A 17,032-nucleotide genomic window follows, 5' to 3' on the forward strand; every position below is an offset into this window, starting at 1 on the left:
CAAGCCATTCTTGAAGCCCCGTTCAAGGCTTCCCTCGGGTGAGGGGAGTGGGGCGTAAGGGAAGAGAAGAGATGCCTCGTCGTCGCGTAGTCGCCAAGCGGAAGATCCTCCCGGACCCGAAGTTCCAGGACCGGCTCGTCACCAAGTTCGTCAACGACCTGATGCGCAAGGGGAAGAAGTCCATCGCGGAGGGCGTTTGCTACGGCGCCTTCGCCCTCATGGAGGAGCGCGCGAAGGAAGACCCCCTCAAGACGTTCAAGAAGGCCCTGGACAACGTCAAGCCCGTGCTCGAGGTGAAGAGCCGCCGCGTCGGTGGCGCCACCTACCAGGTGCCCGTGGAGGTCCGTCAGGATCGCCGCGTCGCGCTGGGCATGCGCTGGATCATCTCCTACGCCAAGGCGCGCGGTGAGAAGACCATGCAGGAGAAGCTGGCCGGCGAGATCATGGACGCCGCCAACAACCGCGGCAACGCGGTGAAGAAGCGTGAAGACACGCACAAGATGGCGGAGGCGAACAAGGCCTTCGCGCACTACCGCTGGTAGGTCCCGTCAGGGGCTTCGCGGTCGCCGCCCGGATGCGCTGCTTGGCGTCCGGGCGGTTTTGTTTGTCAGGCTGGCAGGATCTTTGAGATGTCCGGTGGGTGGGTGACGCGGGCCGCTTCGGTCCATCCCGCCCTTCCAGGAAGGAACTGAATCATGGCCCGTGAGTTCCCCCTCGAGCGCTATCGCAACATCGGCATCATGGCGCACATCGATGCCGGCAAGACGACCACCACCGAGCGGATCCTGTTCTACACAGGCGCCATCCACAAGATGGGCGAGGTGCACGAAGGCACCACCACGACGGACTGGATGGTTCAGGAGCGCGAGCGCGGCATCACCATCACGTCCGCCGCCATCAGCGCCTTCTGGGAGCGGTCGGGTCAGCGCTACCGCGTGAACATCATCGACACGCCGGGGCACGTGGACTTCACCATCGAGGTGGAGCGCTCGCTGCGCGTGCTCGACGGCGCCATCGCCGTGTTCGACGCGGTGAACGGCGTGGAGCCGCAGTCGGAGACGGTGTGGCGCCAGGCGGACCGCTACAAGGTCCCGCGCATCTGCTTCATCAACAAGATGGACCGGGTGGGCGCGGACTTCGAGATGTCCGTCGGCACCATCCGCGAGAAGCTGGGCGCGCGCCCCGTGCGCATGCAGCTGCCGCTGGGCAGCGAGGACAAGCTCAAGGGCGTCATCGACCTGGTCCGGATGAAGGCGCTCGTGTTCCAGGAGCAGGAGCAGGGCAGCCGCTTCGACGTCGTGGACATCCCGGAGGACTACCGCGCGGCTGCGGACGCCGCGCGCGGGGAGCTGCTGGAGGCCGCGGCGGAGCAGGACGACGCGCTGACGGAGAAGTTCCTCGAGGGCCACGAGCTGACCGAGGACGAGGTGCGCGGCGCCATCCGCAAGGGCTGCGTGGGGCTGAAGCTGTTCCCCGTATTCTGCGGCTCGGCGTTCCGGCACAAGGGCGTGCAGCCGCTGCTGGACGCGGTGGTGGACTACCTGCCCAGCCCGCTGGACATCCCGCCGGTGCACGGCAAGACGCCCAAGGGCGAGGACGCCATCCGCGAGACGCGCGACGACGCGCCCTTCAGCGCGCTGGCGTTCAAGATCATGAACGACCCGTCCTTCTCCTCGCAGACGCTGACGTTCCTGCGCGTCTACTCGGGGAAGCTGGAGGCGGGCACGGCGGTGTGGAACTCCGTGAAGGGCAAGCGCGAGCGCGTCAGCCGGCTCGTGCAGATGCGCGCGGACAAGAAGGACGAGCTCACCGAGTGCTACGCCGGTGACATCTGCGCGGTGGTGGGCCTGAAGCTCGCGAGCACGGGCGACACGCTCTGCGACGACAAGCAGCAGATTGTCCTGGAGCGGATGGAGTTCCCCGAGCCGGTCATCGACATCGCCATCGAGCCGAAGTCCACCGCGGACCAGGACAAGATCATCCAGGCGCTGCAGCGGCTGGCCATGGAGGACCCGTCCTTCCGCGTGCGCACCAACGAGGAGACGGGCCAGACGCTCATCGCCGGCATGGGCGAGCTGCACCTGGAGATCATCGTCGACCGGCTCCTGCGTGAGTTCAAGGTGGACGCGAACATCGGCAAGCCGCAGGTGGCCTACCGCGAGACGGTGACGGCGACGAAGACGGCCGAGGGCAAGTACATCCGCCAGGCGGGGGGCAAGGGCCAGTACGGCCACATCAACCTGCGCGTGTCGCCCAACGAGCCCGGCAAGGGCTTCGAGTTCGTCAACAGCATCACCGGCGGTGCCGTGTCGAAGGAGTTCGTGGACGCCGCGCGCGACGGCGCGAAGGAGGCCATGCAGAACGGCCCCGTGGCGGGCTACCCCATGGTGGACGTGAAGGTGGAGGCCTACGACGGCTCCATGCACGACGTGGACTCGTCGGAGATGGCGTTCAAGATCGCCGGCTCCATGGCCTTCAAGGACGCGGTCCGCGCGGCCACCCCGGTCCTCCTGGAGCCCATCATGGCCACGGAGGTCGTCACCCCGGAGATGGCCATGGGCGACGTCATTGGCGACCTGAACGGCCGGCGCGGGAAGATCCTGGGCATGACCCCCCGGCCTGGCGGCGTGCAGGCCATCCAGGCGGAGGTGCCCCTGGCCGCCATGTTCGGGTACTCGACCGACCTGCGGAGCAAGAGCCAGGGAAGGGCGACCTACACCATGCAGTTCAAGCACTACGCCCCGGCGCCCAAGTCAGCGCTCAACCCGAGCTACTGACTTCCCGCCAGGTGGGGAGGCCGCCGGGCGAATTGTGTTGACCTTCCAGCGGCTTTGAAGCACACGCAGCACCCCTCGGAAGTTCTCTCGAAGTCCTAGACCGCCGGAGTTGCACCGGCGACGTCGTGAGGAGCGGTTCATGTCCAAGGAAAAGTTCGATCGCAGCCTGCCCCACGTGAACATCGGAACGATTGGGCACGTGGACCACGGCAAGACGTCGCTGACGGCGGCCATCACGAAGGTGCTGGCGAAGACGGGCGGCGCCACGTTCCTGGCGTACGACCAGATCGACAAGGCGCCGGAAGAGCGCGAGCGCGGCATCACCATCTCCACGGCGCACGTGGAGTATAAGACGAAGAACCGGCACTACGCGCACGTGGACTGTCCGGGACACGCCGACTACGTGAAGAACATGATCACGGGCGCGGCGCAGATGGACGGCGCCATCCTGGTGGTGTCGGCGGCGGACGGCCCGATGCCGCAGACGCGCGAGCACATCCTGCTGGCGCGCCAGGTCGGCGTGCCGTACATCGTGGTCTTCCTGAACAAGGTGGACCTGCTGGACGACCCCGAGCTGCGCGAGCTCGTGGAGATGGAGGTGCGTGACCTCCTGAAGAAGTACGAGTTCCCCGGGGACACCATCCCCATCGTCCCCGGCTCCGCGGTGAAGGCTCTGGAGGGCGACACGTCGGACATCGGCGAGCCGGCCATCCTGAAGCTGATGGAGGCGGTGGACAGCTACATCCCGACGCCGCAGCGCGCGACGGACAAGCCCTTCCTGATGCCGGTGGAGGACGTGTTCTCCATCGCCGGCCGTGGCACCGTGGCGACGGGCCGCGTGGAGCGCGGAATCATCAAGGTGGGCGAGGAAGTGGAAGTCGTCGGCCTGCGCGCGACGCAGAAGACGGTGGTGACGGGCGTGGAGATGTTCCGCAAGCTGTTGGACGAGGGCCGCGCGGGCGATAACATCGGCGCGCTGGTTCGTGGCCTCAAGCGCGAGGACATGGAGCGCGGGCAGGTGTTGGCGAAGCCGGGCAGCATCACGCCGCACACGAAGTTCAAGGCGCAGATTTACGTGCTGTCGAAGGAAGAGGGCGGTCGTCACACGCCGTTCTTCAAGGGCTACCGGCCCCAGTTCTACTTCCGCACGACGGACGTGACGGGCACGGTGAAGCTGCCGGACAACGTCGAGATGGTCATGCCGGGCGACAACATCGCCATCGAGGTGGAGCTGATCACCCCGGTCGCGATGGAGAAGGAGCTCCGGTTCGCTGTTCGTGAAGGCGGCCGCACGGTGGGCGCGGGCGTCGTGGCTGAAATCATCGCGTAGCTCTCAGGCCACCGGCTCTCCGGAGGGCCCTTTGGGGGTCGTTCCGGGGAGCAGGTGGAAATCCAGTTGCAACCCCTGGGGTGTGGTGGTACACACCGCGCCCCTTCGTTCCGAAGAAACGGTTCTCTGAAATCCAGGCGTTGACGGGCGTACCGCCTCACGGTTCAGAGGTCGTTCAAAGAGGTTCTTGCGAATGGCGACACAGAAGATCCGCATCCGGCTGAAGGCGTACGACTCGAAGCTCCTGGACCAGAGTGCTGGGGAGATCGTCGAGACGGCCAAGCGCACGGGCGCCAAGGTGGCCGGTCCGATCCCCCTGCCGACGCGCATCAACAAGTTCACCGTGTTGCGTTCGCCGCACGTGGACAAGAAGAGCCGCGAGCAGTTTGAGATCCGCACGCACAAGCGCCTGCTCGATATCCTCGAGCCGACCCAGCAGACGCTGGACGCGCTGATGAAGCTGGATCTGTCTGCCGGCGTTGACGTCGAGATCAAGTCCTAGGAAGCGGGATGGCGTCGGAGTGGTTTCACTCTGACCCCCGAGGAAAGTGCCATGGCGAAGTTTGACGTAGTCGACCTGGATTTGAAGAAGGTGTCGGAGATCGAGCTCTCCGACGAGATCTTCGCTGCCGAGCAGAACAATCACCTGTTCTACGAAGTGGCCAAGATGCAGCAGATCAACCGGCGCCGCGGCACGGTCGGGGTGAAGAACACCTCGCTCGTCAGCGGTGGCGGCAAGAAGCCCTGGAAGCAGAAGGGCACCGGCCGCGCCCGTCAGGGCTCGATCCGCGCTTCCCACTGGGTGGGCGGCGGCAAGGCGATGGCCCCCAAGGCCCGTGACTACTTCTACCGGCCGCCCCGCAAGGTCCGCCGCGGTGCCCTGCGCGCCGTGCTGTCCCTGCGCGCCAAGGAGAAGCAGCTCATCATCCTGGACGGCTTCAAGCTGGACGCCCCGAAGTCGAAGCAGGCCTTCGAGGTGCTCACCCGGCGCCTGAAGCTCCAGAACGCGCTGGTCGTCGACGAGCGCGGTAACACCAACCTGCACCGCAGCGTGCGCAACCTGGCGAAGTTCGACGTGCTGCCGCCCGAGGGCTTCAACCTCGAGTCCGTGCTCAAGCACTCGCACCTCGTCCTGACTTCCGCCGCCGCGAAGGCGCTCGAGGGGTCCCTGTCATGAACCTGAACGACGTCATCAAGGGCCCGCTCATCACGGAGAAGCTGGACAAGGCCCGGGAGAAGTTCCGCCAGTACTCGTTCATCGTGGACCGCAAGGCCACGAAGCACGACGTGTCCCGCGCGGTCCAGTCCCTGTTCAAGGTCACGGTGGAGGGTGTTCGCACCAACATCGTGCGTGGCAAGACGAAGCGGGTGGGCAAGAGCATCGGCCAGCGCCCCAACTTCAAGAAGGCGGTCGTCACCCTCAAGGAAGGTGACAAGATCGAACTCTTCGAAGGGGGGGCGGTCTGACGCCACTGGCGACAGATCAGCCTGAGACGAGGAACACACCATGGGCATCAAGAAGTACAAGCCGACCAGCGCCGCCCGCCGTCTGATGACGGTGTCCGACTTCGCGGACATCACCAAGGACTCGCCGGAGAAGTCTCTCACCGAGCCGCTCAAGCGCTCCGGTGGCCGCAACGTCCACGGCCACATCACCCGTCGTCACCAGGGTGGTGGGCACAAGCGTCGTTACCGCACCATCGACTTCAAGCGCCGGGACAAGGATGGCGTGCCGGCCAAGGTCGTCGCGGTCGAGTACGACCCGAACCGCACCGCCAACATCGCCCTCCTGCACTACGCGGACGGCGAGAAGCGCTACATCCTGGCCCCCGTGGGCCTGAGCGTGGGCGACACCGTGTTCGCCGGCGCCACCGCCGACATCCGGCCGGGCAACAGCCTTCCGCTGCAGAACATCCCGGTGGGTACGGTCATCCACAACGTGGAGCTGAAGCCGGGCCGTGGCGCCCAGGTCATCCGCTCCGCGGGCACCTCCGGCCAGTTGATGGCGAAGGAGGAGCGCTACGCCCAGGTCCGTATGCCCTCGGGCGCCGTGCGCAAGGTGCTCATCGAGTGCCGCGCCACCGTGGGTCAGGTGGGCAACATCGAGCACGAAATCATCCGTATCGGCAAGGCGGGTAAGAGCCGCTGGCTGGGCATTCGTCCCACCGTCCGCGGTCTGGCGATGAACCCTGTTGACCACCCGCACGGCGGTGGTGAGGGTAAGTCCGGCCAGGGTAACCCGCACCCGGTGTCTCCGTGGGGCAAGAAGACCAAGGGCCTCACCACGCGCACCAACAAGCGCACCGACAAGTTCATCGTGAGCGGCCGCCGCCAGGGCGCGCGCAGCCAGTAAGAGGATTTGAAACATGGCTCGTTCGATCAAGAAGGGTCCGTTCGTTGACGATCACCTCCTCAAGAAGATCGAGGGGATGATCGCTGCGAACAAGAAGGCGGTCGTCAAGACCTGGTCCCGGCGCTCCACGATTCTCCCTGAGTTCGTGGGTCACACCTTCGCCGTTCACAACGGCAAGAAGTTCATTCCGGTGTTCGTCACGGAGAACATGGTGGGCCACAAGCTCGGCGAGTTCGCCCCGACGCGTACCTTCGGTGGGCACTCGGCGGAGAAGAAGGTCGCCAAGGCCCCGGGCAAGTAGCCCGCACGCACGCCTGAGAGCCTGAGGAGATGACCATGGAGTCGACTGCACATCTGCGTCACCTGCGCATGAGCCCGCGCAAGCTGTCCCTCGTCGCGGCGCTCATCCGGGGCAAGCCTGTCGAGGCCGCCCTGAACATCCTGAAGTTCACCCCGCGCGCTGCCGCGCGGCCGGTGGAGAAGCTCATCAAGAGCGCCGTCGCTAACGCGACGGACCTGTCCAAGGGGCAGGTCGACGTGGATACCCTCTACGTCAAGACCATCTCCGTGGACCAGGCCGCCACCCAGCGCCGGTTCATGCCGCGCGCCATGGGGCGCGCGACGCCCATCCAGAAGAAGTCTGCCCACGTCCACGTCGTGCTGGCCGAGGCCAAGAAGTAGGACCCGTCGGGCCCCGCCCGGACGCACCAAGGAGAATCAGTTTGGGACAGAAAGTACATCCGATCGGGTTCCGGCTCGGCGTCATCAAGACCTGGGACTCCAAGTGGTTCGAGCACAAGAACTACGCCCAGTGGCTCCACGAGGACATTCGCATCCGCGAGTTCGTGAAGAAGTCGCTGAACCACGCGGGCGTCTCGAAGGTGGAGATTGAGCGCGCCGCCAACAAGGTGAAGGTCAACGTCCACACCGCGCGTCCGGGCATCGTCATCGGCAAGCGCGGCGCTGGCATCGAGACCGTCAAGAAGGACCTGCAGCAGTTCACCAAGAACGAGGTCTTCCTGAACATCGTCGAGGTCCGCAAGGCCGAGACCGACGCGCAGCTCGTGGCGGAGAACATCGCCACGCAGCTCGAGCGCCGCATCGCCTTCCGCCGCGCCATGAAGAAGGCGCTGCAGACCGCGATGAAGTTCGGGGCCAAGGGCATCCGCGTCGCCTGCTCGGGCCGTCTGGGTGGCGCCGAGATGGCCCGCTACGAGTGGTACCGCGAGGGCCGCGTGCCCCTGCACACCCTCCGCGCGGACATCGACTTCGGCTTCGCCGAGGCCAAGACGACCTACGGCAAGATTGGCTGCAAGGTCTGGATCTGCAAGGGCGAGGTCCTCCCGGGCAAGGGTGGCCAGGCCCCCATGCCCACCAACCGGTAAGACGCCCCCTGCGGGGCGGGTCTAAAAGCCCGCCCTGCACGCGAGGCACGAAGGACTGCGACGATGCTTCAGCCTGCTCGAACCAAATACCGAAAGATGCAGAAGGGCCGCATGTTCGGCTCGGCCCACCGCGGCAGCGACCTCACCTACGGTGAGTTCGGCCTGGTGAGCCTCCAGCCGGGCTGGATCACCTCGCGCCAGATCGAGGCGGCTCGTATCGCGATGACCCGTCACGTGAAGCGCGGCGGCAAGATCTGGATCCGGATCTTCCCGGACAAGCCCATCACGAAGAAGCCCGCCGAAACCCGTATGGGTACCGGTAAGGGCGGCGTGGAGTACTACGTCGCGGTGGTGAAGCCGGGACGCGTCCTCTACGAGATGGAGGGCATGACGCAGGAGATCGCCACCGGTGCGCTGAAGCTGGCGCAGGCGAAGCTGCCGGTGCTCACCAAGATCGTGCGCCGCAGCGAGCTCTCGCTGTAGTCACGCACCGCCGGGACGGGCGCTCCACCTGGTGACAGGGGAGGGCGCCCGCATCCCGCGCCGAGGAGACCAAGATGGCGACTGCGAAGGAACTGAAGGAACTGTCGACGGACGACCTGCAGAATCGCGCGAAGGAGCTGCGCGACACGCTGGTCCAGGATCGGCTCAAGCGTCGGACCGGCTCGCTGGACAGCCCCGCCGAGGGCGTGCAGCACCGCCGCGATCTGGCCCGCATCCTCACCGTCCTGGGCGAGAAGGCCCGGGCGGCCAAGGCGGGGTAGTTGTAGAAGTGCATCCGCGGGCATCCGGGCTCACCCGGGTGTCCGTGGCCATCCGGGCAGAGGGCCCGGGTGCATGACAGACAGTGAGAACCAACATGGCTGAAGCGACCGAAACGCCCGCTGCCGAGACCTCCACCCGGGGTCGTCCCAAGACCCGCGTGGGCATCGTCACCTCCAACAAGATGCAGAAGACGGTGGTCGTCACCGTCCAGCGTCGTGCTCCCCACCCGAAGTACGGGAAGATCATGAGCCTGCGCGAGAAGTACAAGGCGCACGTCGAGGATCACGACTACCCGAAGAAGGTCACCATCAACGAAGGTGACCGGGTGCGCATCGCCGAGACCAAGCCCGCTTCGAAGGACAAGCGTTGGCGCGTGGTCGAGGTGTTGGAGAAGAGCAAGAACGTCTAGGTAGGCCACACCGCGTCCGTGCGCCATGAAGCGCGTGGACGGGTTCGAGCAAGAGGAGACTTCACATGATTCAGATGCAGAGTGTGCTCGATGTGGCCGACAACTCGGGCGCCAAGAAGGTGTTTTGCATCAAGGTTCTCGGCGGCTCCAAGCGCAAGTACGCCTCCATCGGCGACGTGATCGTCGTGTCGATCCGCGAGGCCCTGCCCAACTCCAAGGTGAAGAAGGGTGACGTCGCGAAGGCCGTCATCGTCCGCACCCGTCGCGAGGTGGGTCGTGCGGATGGCAGCTACATCAAGTTCGACGGCAACTCGGCGGTCCTCATCAACAAGGACCTGGAGCCCATCGGGACGCGCATCTTTGGGCCGGTCGCCCGTGAGCTGCGTGCCCGCAAGTTCATGAAGATCATCTCGCTGGCGCCCGAGGTCCTCTAAGAGGACGCAGGCCTGACGGCGAACAGCCAGAGTGAGGAAGCCATGCAGAAGCTGAAAGTCGGTGACACGATCCAGGTCATCTCCGGGTCCGAGCGCTCGGAGAAGACGCCGGCGACGAAGCGCGGCAAGGTGCTGAAGGTTGACCGCGAGGCGGGCCGGGTGACGGTCGAAGGCCTGCGCCTGGTCAAGCGCCACATGCGCAAGACGCCGCAGAGCCCCGAGGGCGGCATCATCGAGAAGCCGGGCACCATCGCGCTCTCGAACGTCCAGGTGGTGTGCGCCAAGTGTGACAAGCCGACCCGCGTCGGCATCCGCAAGGAGGGGGAATCCTCCAAGCGGTTCTGCAAGCAGTGTGACGCCCTGATTGACTAGGGGTCCAGGTTCGGGCATGTATGCGCGCCCCTTGCCCCACCCAGTGGTGGGGCAAGCGGGCGTGCACGTCCAGAGGGCTGAAATGGTTGAGCCCTCCGGGTGTTTCCACGTTCTAGACGCAGGACTGATCGGACGCGCTGGGTCCATGACGGCGCCCCGAAGCAGGGGAATGACAGATGGCTGACGAGAAGAAGGCCGAGCAGAAGGAAAAGAAGAGCAAGAAGCGCGGCAAGGAAGAAGCCAAGAAGGTTGGCTTCGCCGCGAACATCGAGGAGGGCCTGAAGGCCCGCTCGGCGCGCCTCAAGGACCGCTTCCGTGCGGAAGGCGTCCCCGCGCTCATGAAGGAACTGGGGCTCAAGAACCCCATGGAAGTGCCGCGGCTGGAGAAGATCGTCGTCAACATGGGTCTGGGCGAGGCGCTCGCCAACAACAAGATCCTGGAGTCGGCGGTGGACCAGCTGGCTGCCATCACCGGTCAGAAGCCGGTCGTGACGCGCGCGCGCAAGTCCATCGCGAACTTCAAGCTGCGCCAGGGCCAGGCCATCGGTGCCGCGGTCACGCTGCGCGGCGACCGCATGTTCGAGTTCATGGACCGCCTCATCACCGTCGCGCTGCCGCGCGTGCGTGACTTCAAGGGCGTGTCCCCGAAGGCTTTTGACGGGAAGGGCAACTACACGCTCGGCGTGCGCGAGCAGATCATCTTCCCTGAAATCAACTACGATCAGATCGAGAAGGTGAAGGGGCTCAACATCAGCTTCGTCACCACCGCCCCGAACGACGAGCAGGGACTGGCGCTGATGCGTCACTTCGGCATGCCGTTCCGTCAGTAGGACCGAGCCCAGGACTCCCATCGATCATGGCCAAGCTCTCCAAGATTGCCCAGGCGAAGCGCAAGCTGAAGTTCCCCGTGCGTCAGTACAACCGCTGCGGTCTGTGCGGTCGTCCTCGCGCCTTCCTGCGCAAGTTCAAGATGTGCCGTATCTGCCTGCGCCACCGCGCGCTGCGCGGTGAGATCACCGGCGTCACCAAGTCGTCCTGGTAGACGCTGGACCCGGGACGCTGTCCCTGCCTTGAAGAGGGCAGGGCGGCGGTTCCGCTGAAGTAGAAGGGAAGTGGCAGTCACCGCGAACCCCCGGGATGGGCCCGGCAGGCGTGGTGGTTGCGAACGCGGGTCACCCGGAAGGGGACGCCGCTTTGCTTGAAGGTGCTTCATGCCGGTCAATGATCCCGTCGGCGACATGCTGACCCGCCTGCGCAACGCCTCGCGTGCGCGGCACGACAAGGTCGTCATCCCCCACTCGAAGCTCAAGGTGGAGATCATCAAGGTCCTCAAGGACGAGGGCTACATCGGGGATTTCGCCATCCACGAGGTCGCGCCGCAGAACGAGATCACCGTTCAGCTGAAGTACGGCCCGGATCGCAGCCCCGCCATCACCGGCCTGCGCCGCGTGTCCAAGCCCGGCCTGCGCCGCTATGTCGCGGTTCGCGACATCCAGCCGGTGCTCGGCGGCATGGGCATCTCCATTCTCTCCACCTCGCGCGGCATCCTGGTGGACACCGAGGCCCGGAAGCAGAAGGTCGGCGGCGAGCTGCTCTGCACGGTCTACTAGCCAGGAGCCCGGGTGAAGCGCCCCGCGAGGAGCGCGCCCCGAGCGACGACAGCACGAGGCAATCATGAGTCGGATTGGAAAACTGGCGATCAAGCTTGGCGACAAGACGAAGGTGAACGTCGCCAACCAGCAGGTCAACTTCGATGGGCCCAAGGGCAAGCTGTCCGTCAAGCTCCCCGCCAAGGTGAAGGTGGAGGTGAAGGACGGCCAGGTGACGGTGCAGCGCGAGGATGACTCTCGCGAGGCCCGCAGCCTCCACGGCCTGACGCGCACCATCCTCGCGAACGCGGCGAAGGGTGTGTCCACGGGCTTCGAGAAGCGCCTGGACATCCGCGGCGTCGGTTTCCGCGCGGAAGTGAAGGGCAAGGCCATCCACTTCTCGCTCGGCTACTCCCACCCGGTGGTGTTCAACCTGCCGGAGGGTGTGACGGCGGAAGTCGACAAGACCTCCCGTACCGAGGACAGCCTTCCCACGGTGGGGCTCACGCTCCGCTCGGCGGACAAGGAAGTCCTGGGCGCCACGGCGGTCAACATCCGCTCGCTGCGTCCGCCGGAGCCCTACAAGGGCAAGGGCATCAAGTACGCCGAGGAGCGCATCCGTCGCAAGGAGGGCAAGACCGGTACGACCTAGTCGTCGCCGCGTCTTCGCCGAGCATTCAACCCCGCCGGGCCTTGATGCCTGGCGGACTCATCCGGCGGCGGAAGGCCGCATCGCCGCCGGACGGAAAAGGAAGCAGCCATGTCCAAGACTGTCGATCAGCGCCTCAAGAGGAAGAACCGCATCCGCAAGAAGCTCTCGGGAACCACCGAGCGCCCGCGGCTTACGGTGTACAAGAGCCTCAAGCACATCTACGCGCAGGTGGTGGACGACTCCACCGGCCGCACGCTGGCGTATGCGTCGTCCCTGTCCAAGGAGCTGAAGGGCAAGGACGAGGGCGACAAGAAGGCCGACGCGAAGCGCGTGGGCTCCCTCATCGCGGAGAAGTGCAAGGCCGCCAACGTCGATGCGGTGGTGTTCGACCGCAACGGCTTCCCCTACCATGGGCGCATCGCTGCCGTGGCTGACGCCGCGCGCGAGGCCGGCCTGAAGTTCTAGGTACCAGAAAGGAATTCCTCAAGTGGCAACTCCGATCAATCCGAACGATCTGGACCTGACCGACCGCGTGGTGAACATCAACCGCGTGGCCAAGGTGGTGAAGGGTGGCCGCCGTTTCTCGTTCGCCGCGCTCGTCGTGGTGGGCGATGGCAACGGGCACGTGGGCGTGGGCCTGGGCAAGGCCAACGAAGTCCCCGAGGCCATCCGCAAGGGCGGCGAGAACGCGAAGAAGAACCTGTTCCGCGTTCCGCGCATGGGTCACACCATTCCGCATGAGATCCTGGGGCACTTCGGTGCCGGCTGGGTGCTCCTGAAGCCGGCCAGCGAAGGTACGGGCGTCATCGCCGGTGGTGCGGTGCGCGCGGTCCTGGAGGCGGCGGGCATCCGCAACATCCTGACCAAGAGCCAGGGGTCGCGGAATCCGCACAACGTGCTGAAGGCCACGGTCGCGGGCCTGAAGCTCCTGCGCAGCGCGGAGCAGGTCGCTCGGCTGCGTGGCAAGGACGTCGAGACCCAGAAGCTCGCGGGCGAGGCGAGGGGCTAAGTCATGGCGCTCAAGGTTAAGCTGACGAAGAGCTTCTCGGGTTCTTCCGAGGACATGCTGGCCACCATCAAGGGCCTCGGTCTGAAGAAGTTCGGCGACGAGCGGCTGTTGAAGGACACCCCGGCGGTGCGCGGCATGGTGTTCAAGGTGAAGCACCTGGTCTCCCTGGAGACGGTCAGCCAGGAGGCCCCGGCGTCCAAGCGCCGCAAGCCCCGGAAGATTGTCGCCCGGGACCGCGCCCTGGAGCGCCTGGCCGCCAAGGCCCAGGCCTGAGGAACGAGGATCCAACATGAGCATCCTGACAAACCTGAAGCGTCCCCAGGGCTCCTGGCACCGCAAGAAGCGCGTTGGCCGTGGCCAGGGTAGCGGCCTGGGCAAGACGGCCGGTCGCGGTGGCAAGGGCCAGAAGGCCCGCTCTGGCAACATGCGGTTCGAGGGCTTCGAAGGCGGTCAGAGCCCGCTGCAGCGTCGCCTGCCGAAGTTCGGCTTCAATCCGCCCAACCGCACCACCTACGCGGTGGTGAACCTGGGCGACCTGGAGCACCTGTTCGACGCGGGTGCCACGGTGGACGAGGCCGCGCTGAAGGATGCGGGCCTGGTCAAGGGCCGTTATGACGGCGTGAAGGTTCTGGCCCACGGGGAGCTCGCCAAGAAGCTCACCGTGCGCGTGAACAAGGTGTCCGCGGCGGCTCGCGAGAACATCGAGAAGGCGGGCGGCTCGGTGGAAGAGCTTCCGCTGGTGGCGCACAAGCCGGAGTCGGCCTCCAAGGCCCACGCCGGCAAGGGCGTCAAGGCTCCTCGCCAGCCCCGGGCGTAGGCGTGAACGGCGCGCATCACGGCGATGTGGTGCGCGCCCCCAGCCTTGTGTAGGCTTCCGCGCCCCTTTCCGGAACCGGAGAGGGGCGTTTGTTGTTGCTGGCAGAACCTCTTGAAGAGGATGGCATTACCGTGGCCTTGAACGCCTTCGCCAACGTCTTCCGCATCGCGGAGCTGCGCAGCCGGCTTGCGTACACGCTCGTGCTGCTGTCCGTCTACCGCATCGGCATCTTCATCAACACGCCGGGCGTGGACCGCTCCGCGATGAACGCGTTCATGGACGCCCAGAAACAATCGGGCGGCCTGGTGTCGCTGTTCAATCTCTTCTCCGGCGGCGCGCTGGAGCAGATGTCCATTTTCGGTCTGGGCATCATGCCGTACGTGAGCGCCTCCATCATCATCCAGCTCCTGGCGGTGGTGGTGCCCAGCCTGGAGCGCCTGCAGAAGGAAGGCGCCGCGGGCCGCCAGAAGATCAACCAATACACGCGCTACGGCAGCATCGTGCTGTCGGTCGTGCAGGGCGTGGGCATCTCGCGGTGGCTGGCCTCGCTGGGCCGCTCGGACGCGGGACAGGGCGGCTTCAACCAGGTCGTCGTGCCCAACGACAACGTCTGGTTCACCTTCATGACGGTGGTCAGCCTGACGGCGGGCACGGCCTTCATCATGTGGCTGGGTGAGCGCATCACCGAGCGCGGCATCGGCAACGGCATCTCGCTCATCATCTTCGCGGGCATCGTGGCGCGAGTGCTGCCCGGCGCGAAGACGCTCCTGGACCTGACGACGCAGGAAGTGGTGAACGTGGCGGCGGTACTGGGCCTGCTGTTCTTCATGCTCCTCATCATTGGGGTGGTGGTCTACGTGGAGCGGGGCATGCGGCGTGTGCCCATCCAGTACGCCAAGCGCATGGCGGGCCGGCGCATGTTCGCGGGCCAGGCGACCTACTTCCCCATGAAGGTGAACGCCTCGGGCGTGATTCCCCCCATCTTCGCCGGCGCGGTGCTGTCGTTCCCCGCGACGCTGGGCGCGTGGTTCCCGTTCCTGCAGGGCTTCCAGCGCAGCATCGAGGGCAACCTCTGGGTCTACAACGGGCTCTTCGTGCTGCTGGTGGTGTTCTTCTCCTACTTCTACACGGCGTTGACCTTCCGGCCGGATGACGTGGCGGACAACATCAAGAAGCAGGGCGGCTACATCCCGGGCATTCGTCCGGGCCGCCAGACGGCGGAGTTCATCGAGCGCGTGCTCAACCGCCTCACGTTCGGTGGCGCCATCTACCTGGCCATCATCTGCGTGATTCCGTCGGTCATCAGCAGCGTGCTGGGTGTGCGCTTCACCTTCGGTGGCACGGCGCTGCTCATCGTGGTGGGCGTGGCGCTGGACACGGTGCAGCAGATCGAGGGTCACCTCATCAGCCGCAACTACGAAGGCTTCGCGGGTCCGCGCGGTCCGCGCATCCGCGGTCGGGTTCGTGTGGCGGCCTGACGTGGATCGGTAGTGTTCCGGGCGCCTCTCCCCAATGGTGGGGAGGGGCGCCTCGTCGTTCAAGGGTGGACGCAGGTGCAAAGGAGCGACATGAACCTCATCCTCTTGGGGCCGCCGAACGCCGGGAAGGGAACCCAGGCGAAGAAGCTCTACGCGGACTTCCAGATCCCGCAGATCTCCACCGGGGACATTCTGCGCAAGGCCGTGAAGGATGGCACGCCGCTGGGCAAGGTGGCGGGTCCCTTGATGGCCGCGGGACAGTATGTTCCCGACGACGTCGTCATCGGCATCGTGGAGGAGCGGCTGAAGGAGCCGGACGTGGCCAAGGGCTTCGTCCTGGACGGCTTCCCGCGCACCCCGGGCCAGGCGGACGCGCTGGACCAGATGCTCACCCGGTTGGGCCGCCAACTGGATGCGGTGGTCTCGCTGGAGGTGCCGCACTCAACGCTCGTGGAGCGTGGGTCGGGCCGCCGCGTGTGCCCCAATGACGGGTCCGTGTACCACGTCACCCAGAGCCCCCCGAAGCGCGCGGGTCTCTGCGACAAGTGCGGTGCCGAGCTCGTCCAGCGCGACGACGACAAGCCCGACGTCATCGAGCGGCGCCTGCAGAAGTACGACGCGGAGACGTCACCGCTGAAGGACTTCTACGGGAAGAAGGGGCTGCTCAAGAGCGTGGATGGCGTGGGTTCTCCCGAGGGCATCTACGAGGAGATCAAGAAGGCCGCTGGCCGTCCTGCCTGAGTCCGCGGCAGGCCGCGGGACAGGGGCGGTGCGGACTGCCGCCCCTCCGGTCGCGAGTTCCCGAAGCAGCAGACCGGCAGGGGGCGCATGAATCCGCTGGAGATCAAGAGCCCGGATGAGATCGCCCTGATGCGGGAAGCGGGGCGGATCGTCTGTGAGATACTGGACGCATTGGAGAAGGCCGTGGCGCCTGGGGTGTCCACCTGGGAGCTCGACGCGCTGGCGGAGAAGCTGATCGCTCAGAAGGGGGCCCGGCCGGCGTTCAAGGGCCACCACGGCTTCCCGGCCGTCCTCTGTGCTTCGGTGAACCACGAGGTCGTCCACGGCCTCCCCGACCGGAAGCGCCGGTTGGCGGACGGCGACCTGCTGAAGCTGGACTTCGGGGTGGCTTACCGGGGCTATTTTGGAGACTCGGCGCGGACAGTGACGGTGGGGAAGGTGGCTCCCGAAGCCCAGGCCCTGGTGGATGCCACCCGGCAGTCCCTGGAGAAGGCCATCCGGGTGATGCGGCCGGGCAACCGGATTGGCGACATTGGCCATGCCGTGCAGCGCCACGTGGAGGCCCGGGGCTTCTCCGTGGTCCGGGATTTCGTGGGACACGGTATCGGACGGAAGCTGCATGAACCCCCTCAGGTGCCCAACTACGGACAGGCAGGGGCGGGGATGAAGCTGCGGCCGGGCATGGTCCTGGCGGTGGAACCGATGGTGAACCTGGGGACGGCGGACGTGGAGGTGCTGGAGGACGAGTGGACGGCCGTCACCGTGGACGGCAAGTTGTCCGCGCACTTCGAGCACACCATCCTGATCTCCGAGCGGGGACCGGAAGTCTTGACTCGGTGCTCCTGAGGGCCCAAGACCCGGGGTGAAATAGGGTGATGTCAGAGGGTGTTGATAGAGGTCCAGATTTCAGATCGCGCGGCG

General features: G+C 65.9%; 26 protein-coding genes. All 26 read left to right on the top strand.

Translation table 11 applies throughout. The features are described from left to right. Positions 1–71: 71 nt before the first annotated feature. The 26 genes from rpsG (at position 72) to map (ending at position 16,957) form a co-directional block, all read left to right on the top strand. Positions 72–542 carry a 30S ribosomal protein S7 gene (gene rpsG / locus FOF48_RS26480; RefSeq protein ID WP_014395858.1) on the top strand — a complete coding sequence of 157 codons (471 nt, stop codon included), beginning with the start codon at positions 72–74 and terminating at the stop codon, positions 540–542. A gap of 153 nt (positions 543–695) precedes the next feature. Continuing rightward, a complete protein-coding gene (gene fusA, locus FOF48_RS26485) occupies positions 696–2,777 on the top strand; it encodes an elongation factor G (RefSeq protein ID WP_143905905.1) in 2,082 nt (693 codons plus the stop codon). A 139-nt stretch (positions 2,778–2,916) separates the two neighbouring features. Next, positions 2,917–4,107, top strand: coding sequence for an elongation factor Tu (gene tuf / locus FOF48_RS26490; RefSeq protein WP_143905907.1), 1,191 nt, complete (start codon positions 2,917–2,919; stop codon positions 4,105–4,107). A 193-nt stretch (positions 4,108–4,300) separates the two neighbouring features. Further along, positions 4,301–4,609, top strand: a complete 309-nt coding sequence (gene rpsJ, locus FOF48_RS26495) for a 30S ribosomal protein S10 (protein WP_002633608.1) — start codon at positions 4,301–4,303, stop codon at positions 4,607–4,609. A 51-nt stretch (positions 4,610–4,660) separates the two neighbouring features. Next, entirely contained in the window at positions 4,661–5,284 is a 624-nt protein-coding gene (gene rplD, locus FOF48_RS26500; RefSeq protein WP_143905909.1) for a 50S ribosomal protein L4, read from the top strand. Continuing rightward, the gene (locus tag FOF48_RS26505; protein ID WP_120523548.1) at positions 5,281–5,574 is read left to right on the top strand and encodes a 50S ribosomal protein L23; all 294 of its coding nucleotides are present in this window, start codon (positions 5,281–5,283) and stop codon (positions 5,572–5,574) included. The genes rplD and FOF48_RS26505 overlap by 4 nt, the downstream gene beginning before the upstream one ends. 40 nt (positions 5,575–5,614) lie before the next feature. Further along, the gene (gene rplB, locus FOF48_RS26510) at positions 5,615–6,460 is read left to right on the top strand and encodes a 50S ribosomal protein L2 (protein WP_143905911.1); all 846 of its coding nucleotides are present in this window, start codon (positions 5,615–5,617) and stop codon (positions 6,458–6,460) included. A gap of 13 nt (positions 6,461–6,473) precedes the next feature. Continuing rightward, a complete protein-coding gene (gene rpsS / locus FOF48_RS26515; protein WP_014395864.1) occupies positions 6,474–6,761 on the top strand; it encodes a 30S ribosomal protein S19 in 288 nt (95 codons plus the stop codon). A gap of 35 nt (positions 6,762–6,796) precedes the next feature. After that, a complete protein-coding gene (rplV, locus tag FOF48_RS26520; RefSeq protein WP_014395865.1) occupies positions 6,797–7,141 on the top strand; it encodes a 50S ribosomal protein L22 in 345 nt (114 codons plus the stop codon). Between the two features lie 41 nt (positions 7,142–7,182). After that, a complete protein-coding gene (rpsC, locus tag FOF48_RS26525; protein ID WP_120523546.1) occupies positions 7,183–7,845 on the top strand; it encodes a 30S ribosomal protein S3 in 663 nt (220 codons plus the stop codon). Positions 7,846–7,908: 63 nt separating this feature from the next. Beyond that, positions 7,909–8,328, top strand: coding sequence for a 50S ribosomal protein L16 (rplP, locus tag FOF48_RS26530; protein WP_014395867.1), 420 nt, complete (start codon positions 7,909–7,911; stop codon positions 8,326–8,328). 74 nt (positions 8,329–8,402) lie between these two features. Then, positions 8,403–8,609, top strand: a complete 207-nt coding sequence (gene rpmC / locus FOF48_RS26535) for a 50S ribosomal protein L29 (protein WP_014395868.1) — start codon at positions 8,403–8,405, stop codon at positions 8,607–8,609. An 83-nt stretch (positions 8,610–8,692) separates the two neighbouring features. Next, on the top strand, positions 8,693–9,019 hold the full coding sequence (rpsQ, locus tag FOF48_RS26540; protein ID WP_169821648.1) for a 30S ribosomal protein S17: 327 nt from the start codon (positions 8,693–8,695) through the stop codon (positions 9,017–9,019). A 65-nt stretch (positions 9,020–9,084) separates the two neighbouring features. After that, positions 9,085–9,453 carry a 50S ribosomal protein L14 gene (gene rplN / locus FOF48_RS26545; RefSeq protein WP_014395870.1) on the top strand — a complete coding sequence of 123 codons (369 nt, stop codon included), beginning with the start codon at positions 9,085–9,087 and terminating at the stop codon, positions 9,451–9,453. A 42-nt stretch (positions 9,454–9,495) separates the two neighbouring features. Next, positions 9,496–9,825 (top strand): 50S ribosomal protein L24, encoded by a 330-nt coding sequence (gene rplX / locus FOF48_RS26550; RefSeq protein ID WP_120523543.1) that lies wholly within the window; start codon positions 9,496–9,498, stop codon positions 9,823–9,825. Between the two features lie 176 nt (positions 9,826–10,001). Then, positions 10,002–10,655 carry a 50S ribosomal protein L5 gene (rplE, locus tag FOF48_RS26555; protein ID WP_143905913.1) on the top strand — a complete coding sequence of 218 codons (654 nt, stop codon included), beginning with the start codon at positions 10,002–10,004 and terminating at the stop codon, positions 10,653–10,655. A 26-nt stretch (positions 10,656–10,681) separates the two neighbouring features. Next, positions 10,682–10,867 carry a type Z 30S ribosomal protein S14 gene (locus FOF48_RS26560; RefSeq protein WP_014395873.1) on the top strand — a complete coding sequence of 62 codons (186 nt, stop codon included), beginning with the start codon at positions 10,682–10,684 and terminating at the stop codon, positions 10,865–10,867. Between the two features lie 169 nt (positions 10,868–11,036). Continuing rightward, the gene (gene rpsH / locus FOF48_RS26565) at positions 11,037–11,435 is read left to right on the top strand and encodes a 30S ribosomal protein S8 (RefSeq protein ID WP_143905915.1); all 399 of its coding nucleotides are present in this window, start codon (positions 11,037–11,039) and stop codon (positions 11,433–11,435) included. A 64-nt stretch (positions 11,436–11,499) separates the two neighbouring features. Next, positions 11,500–12,066 (top strand): 50S ribosomal protein L6, encoded by a 567-nt coding sequence (rplF, locus tag FOF48_RS26570; protein ID WP_143905917.1) that lies wholly within the window; start codon positions 11,500–11,502, stop codon positions 12,064–12,066. 108 nt (positions 12,067–12,174) lie between these two features. Continuing rightward, complete coding sequence (gene rplR, locus FOF48_RS26575) at positions 12,175–12,531, top strand: 50S ribosomal protein L18 (RefSeq protein ID WP_143905919.1); 357 nt, start codon at positions 12,175–12,177, stop codon at positions 12,529–12,531. Between the two features lie 22 nt (positions 12,532–12,553). Further along, the gene (rpsE, locus tag FOF48_RS26580) at positions 12,554–13,075 is read left to right on the top strand and encodes a 30S ribosomal protein S5 (RefSeq protein WP_014395877.1); all 522 of its coding nucleotides are present in this window, start codon (positions 12,554–12,556) and stop codon (positions 13,073–13,075) included. 3 nt (positions 13,076–13,078) lie between these two features. Further along, entirely contained in the window at positions 13,079–13,348 is a 270-nt protein-coding gene (rpmD, locus tag FOF48_RS26585) for a 50S ribosomal protein L30 (protein WP_143905921.1), read from the top strand. 16 nt (positions 13,349–13,364) lie between these two features. Then, positions 13,365–13,892, top strand: coding sequence for a 50S ribosomal protein L15 (gene rplO, locus FOF48_RS26590; protein ID WP_143905923.1), 528 nt, complete (start codon positions 13,365–13,367; stop codon positions 13,890–13,892). 131 nt (positions 13,893–14,023) lie between these two features. Beyond that, entirely contained in the window at positions 14,024–15,370 is a 1,347-nt protein-coding gene (gene secY, locus FOF48_RS26595; RefSeq protein ID WP_143905925.1) for a preprotein translocase subunit SecY, read from the top strand. A gap of 90 nt (positions 15,371–15,460) precedes the next feature. Beyond that, positions 15,461–16,111: an adenylate kinase gene (locus tag FOF48_RS26600; RefSeq protein WP_143905927.1), complete on the top strand. Its 651-nt coding sequence runs from the start codon at positions 15,461–15,463 to the stop codon at positions 16,109–16,111. 87 nt (positions 16,112–16,198) lie between these two features. After that, the gene (gene map / locus FOF48_RS26605; RefSeq protein ID WP_143905929.1) at positions 16,199–16,957 is read left to right on the top strand and encodes a type I methionyl aminopeptidase; all 759 of its coding nucleotides are present in this window, start codon (positions 16,199–16,201) and stop codon (positions 16,955–16,957) included. Positions 16,958–17,032: the final 75 nt, after the last annotated feature.

Source organism: Corallococcus sp. Z5C101001 (genome assembly GCF_007352635.1).
GTDB lineage: Bacteria > Myxococcota > Myxococcia > Myxococcales > Myxococcaceae > Corallococcus > Corallococcus silvisoli.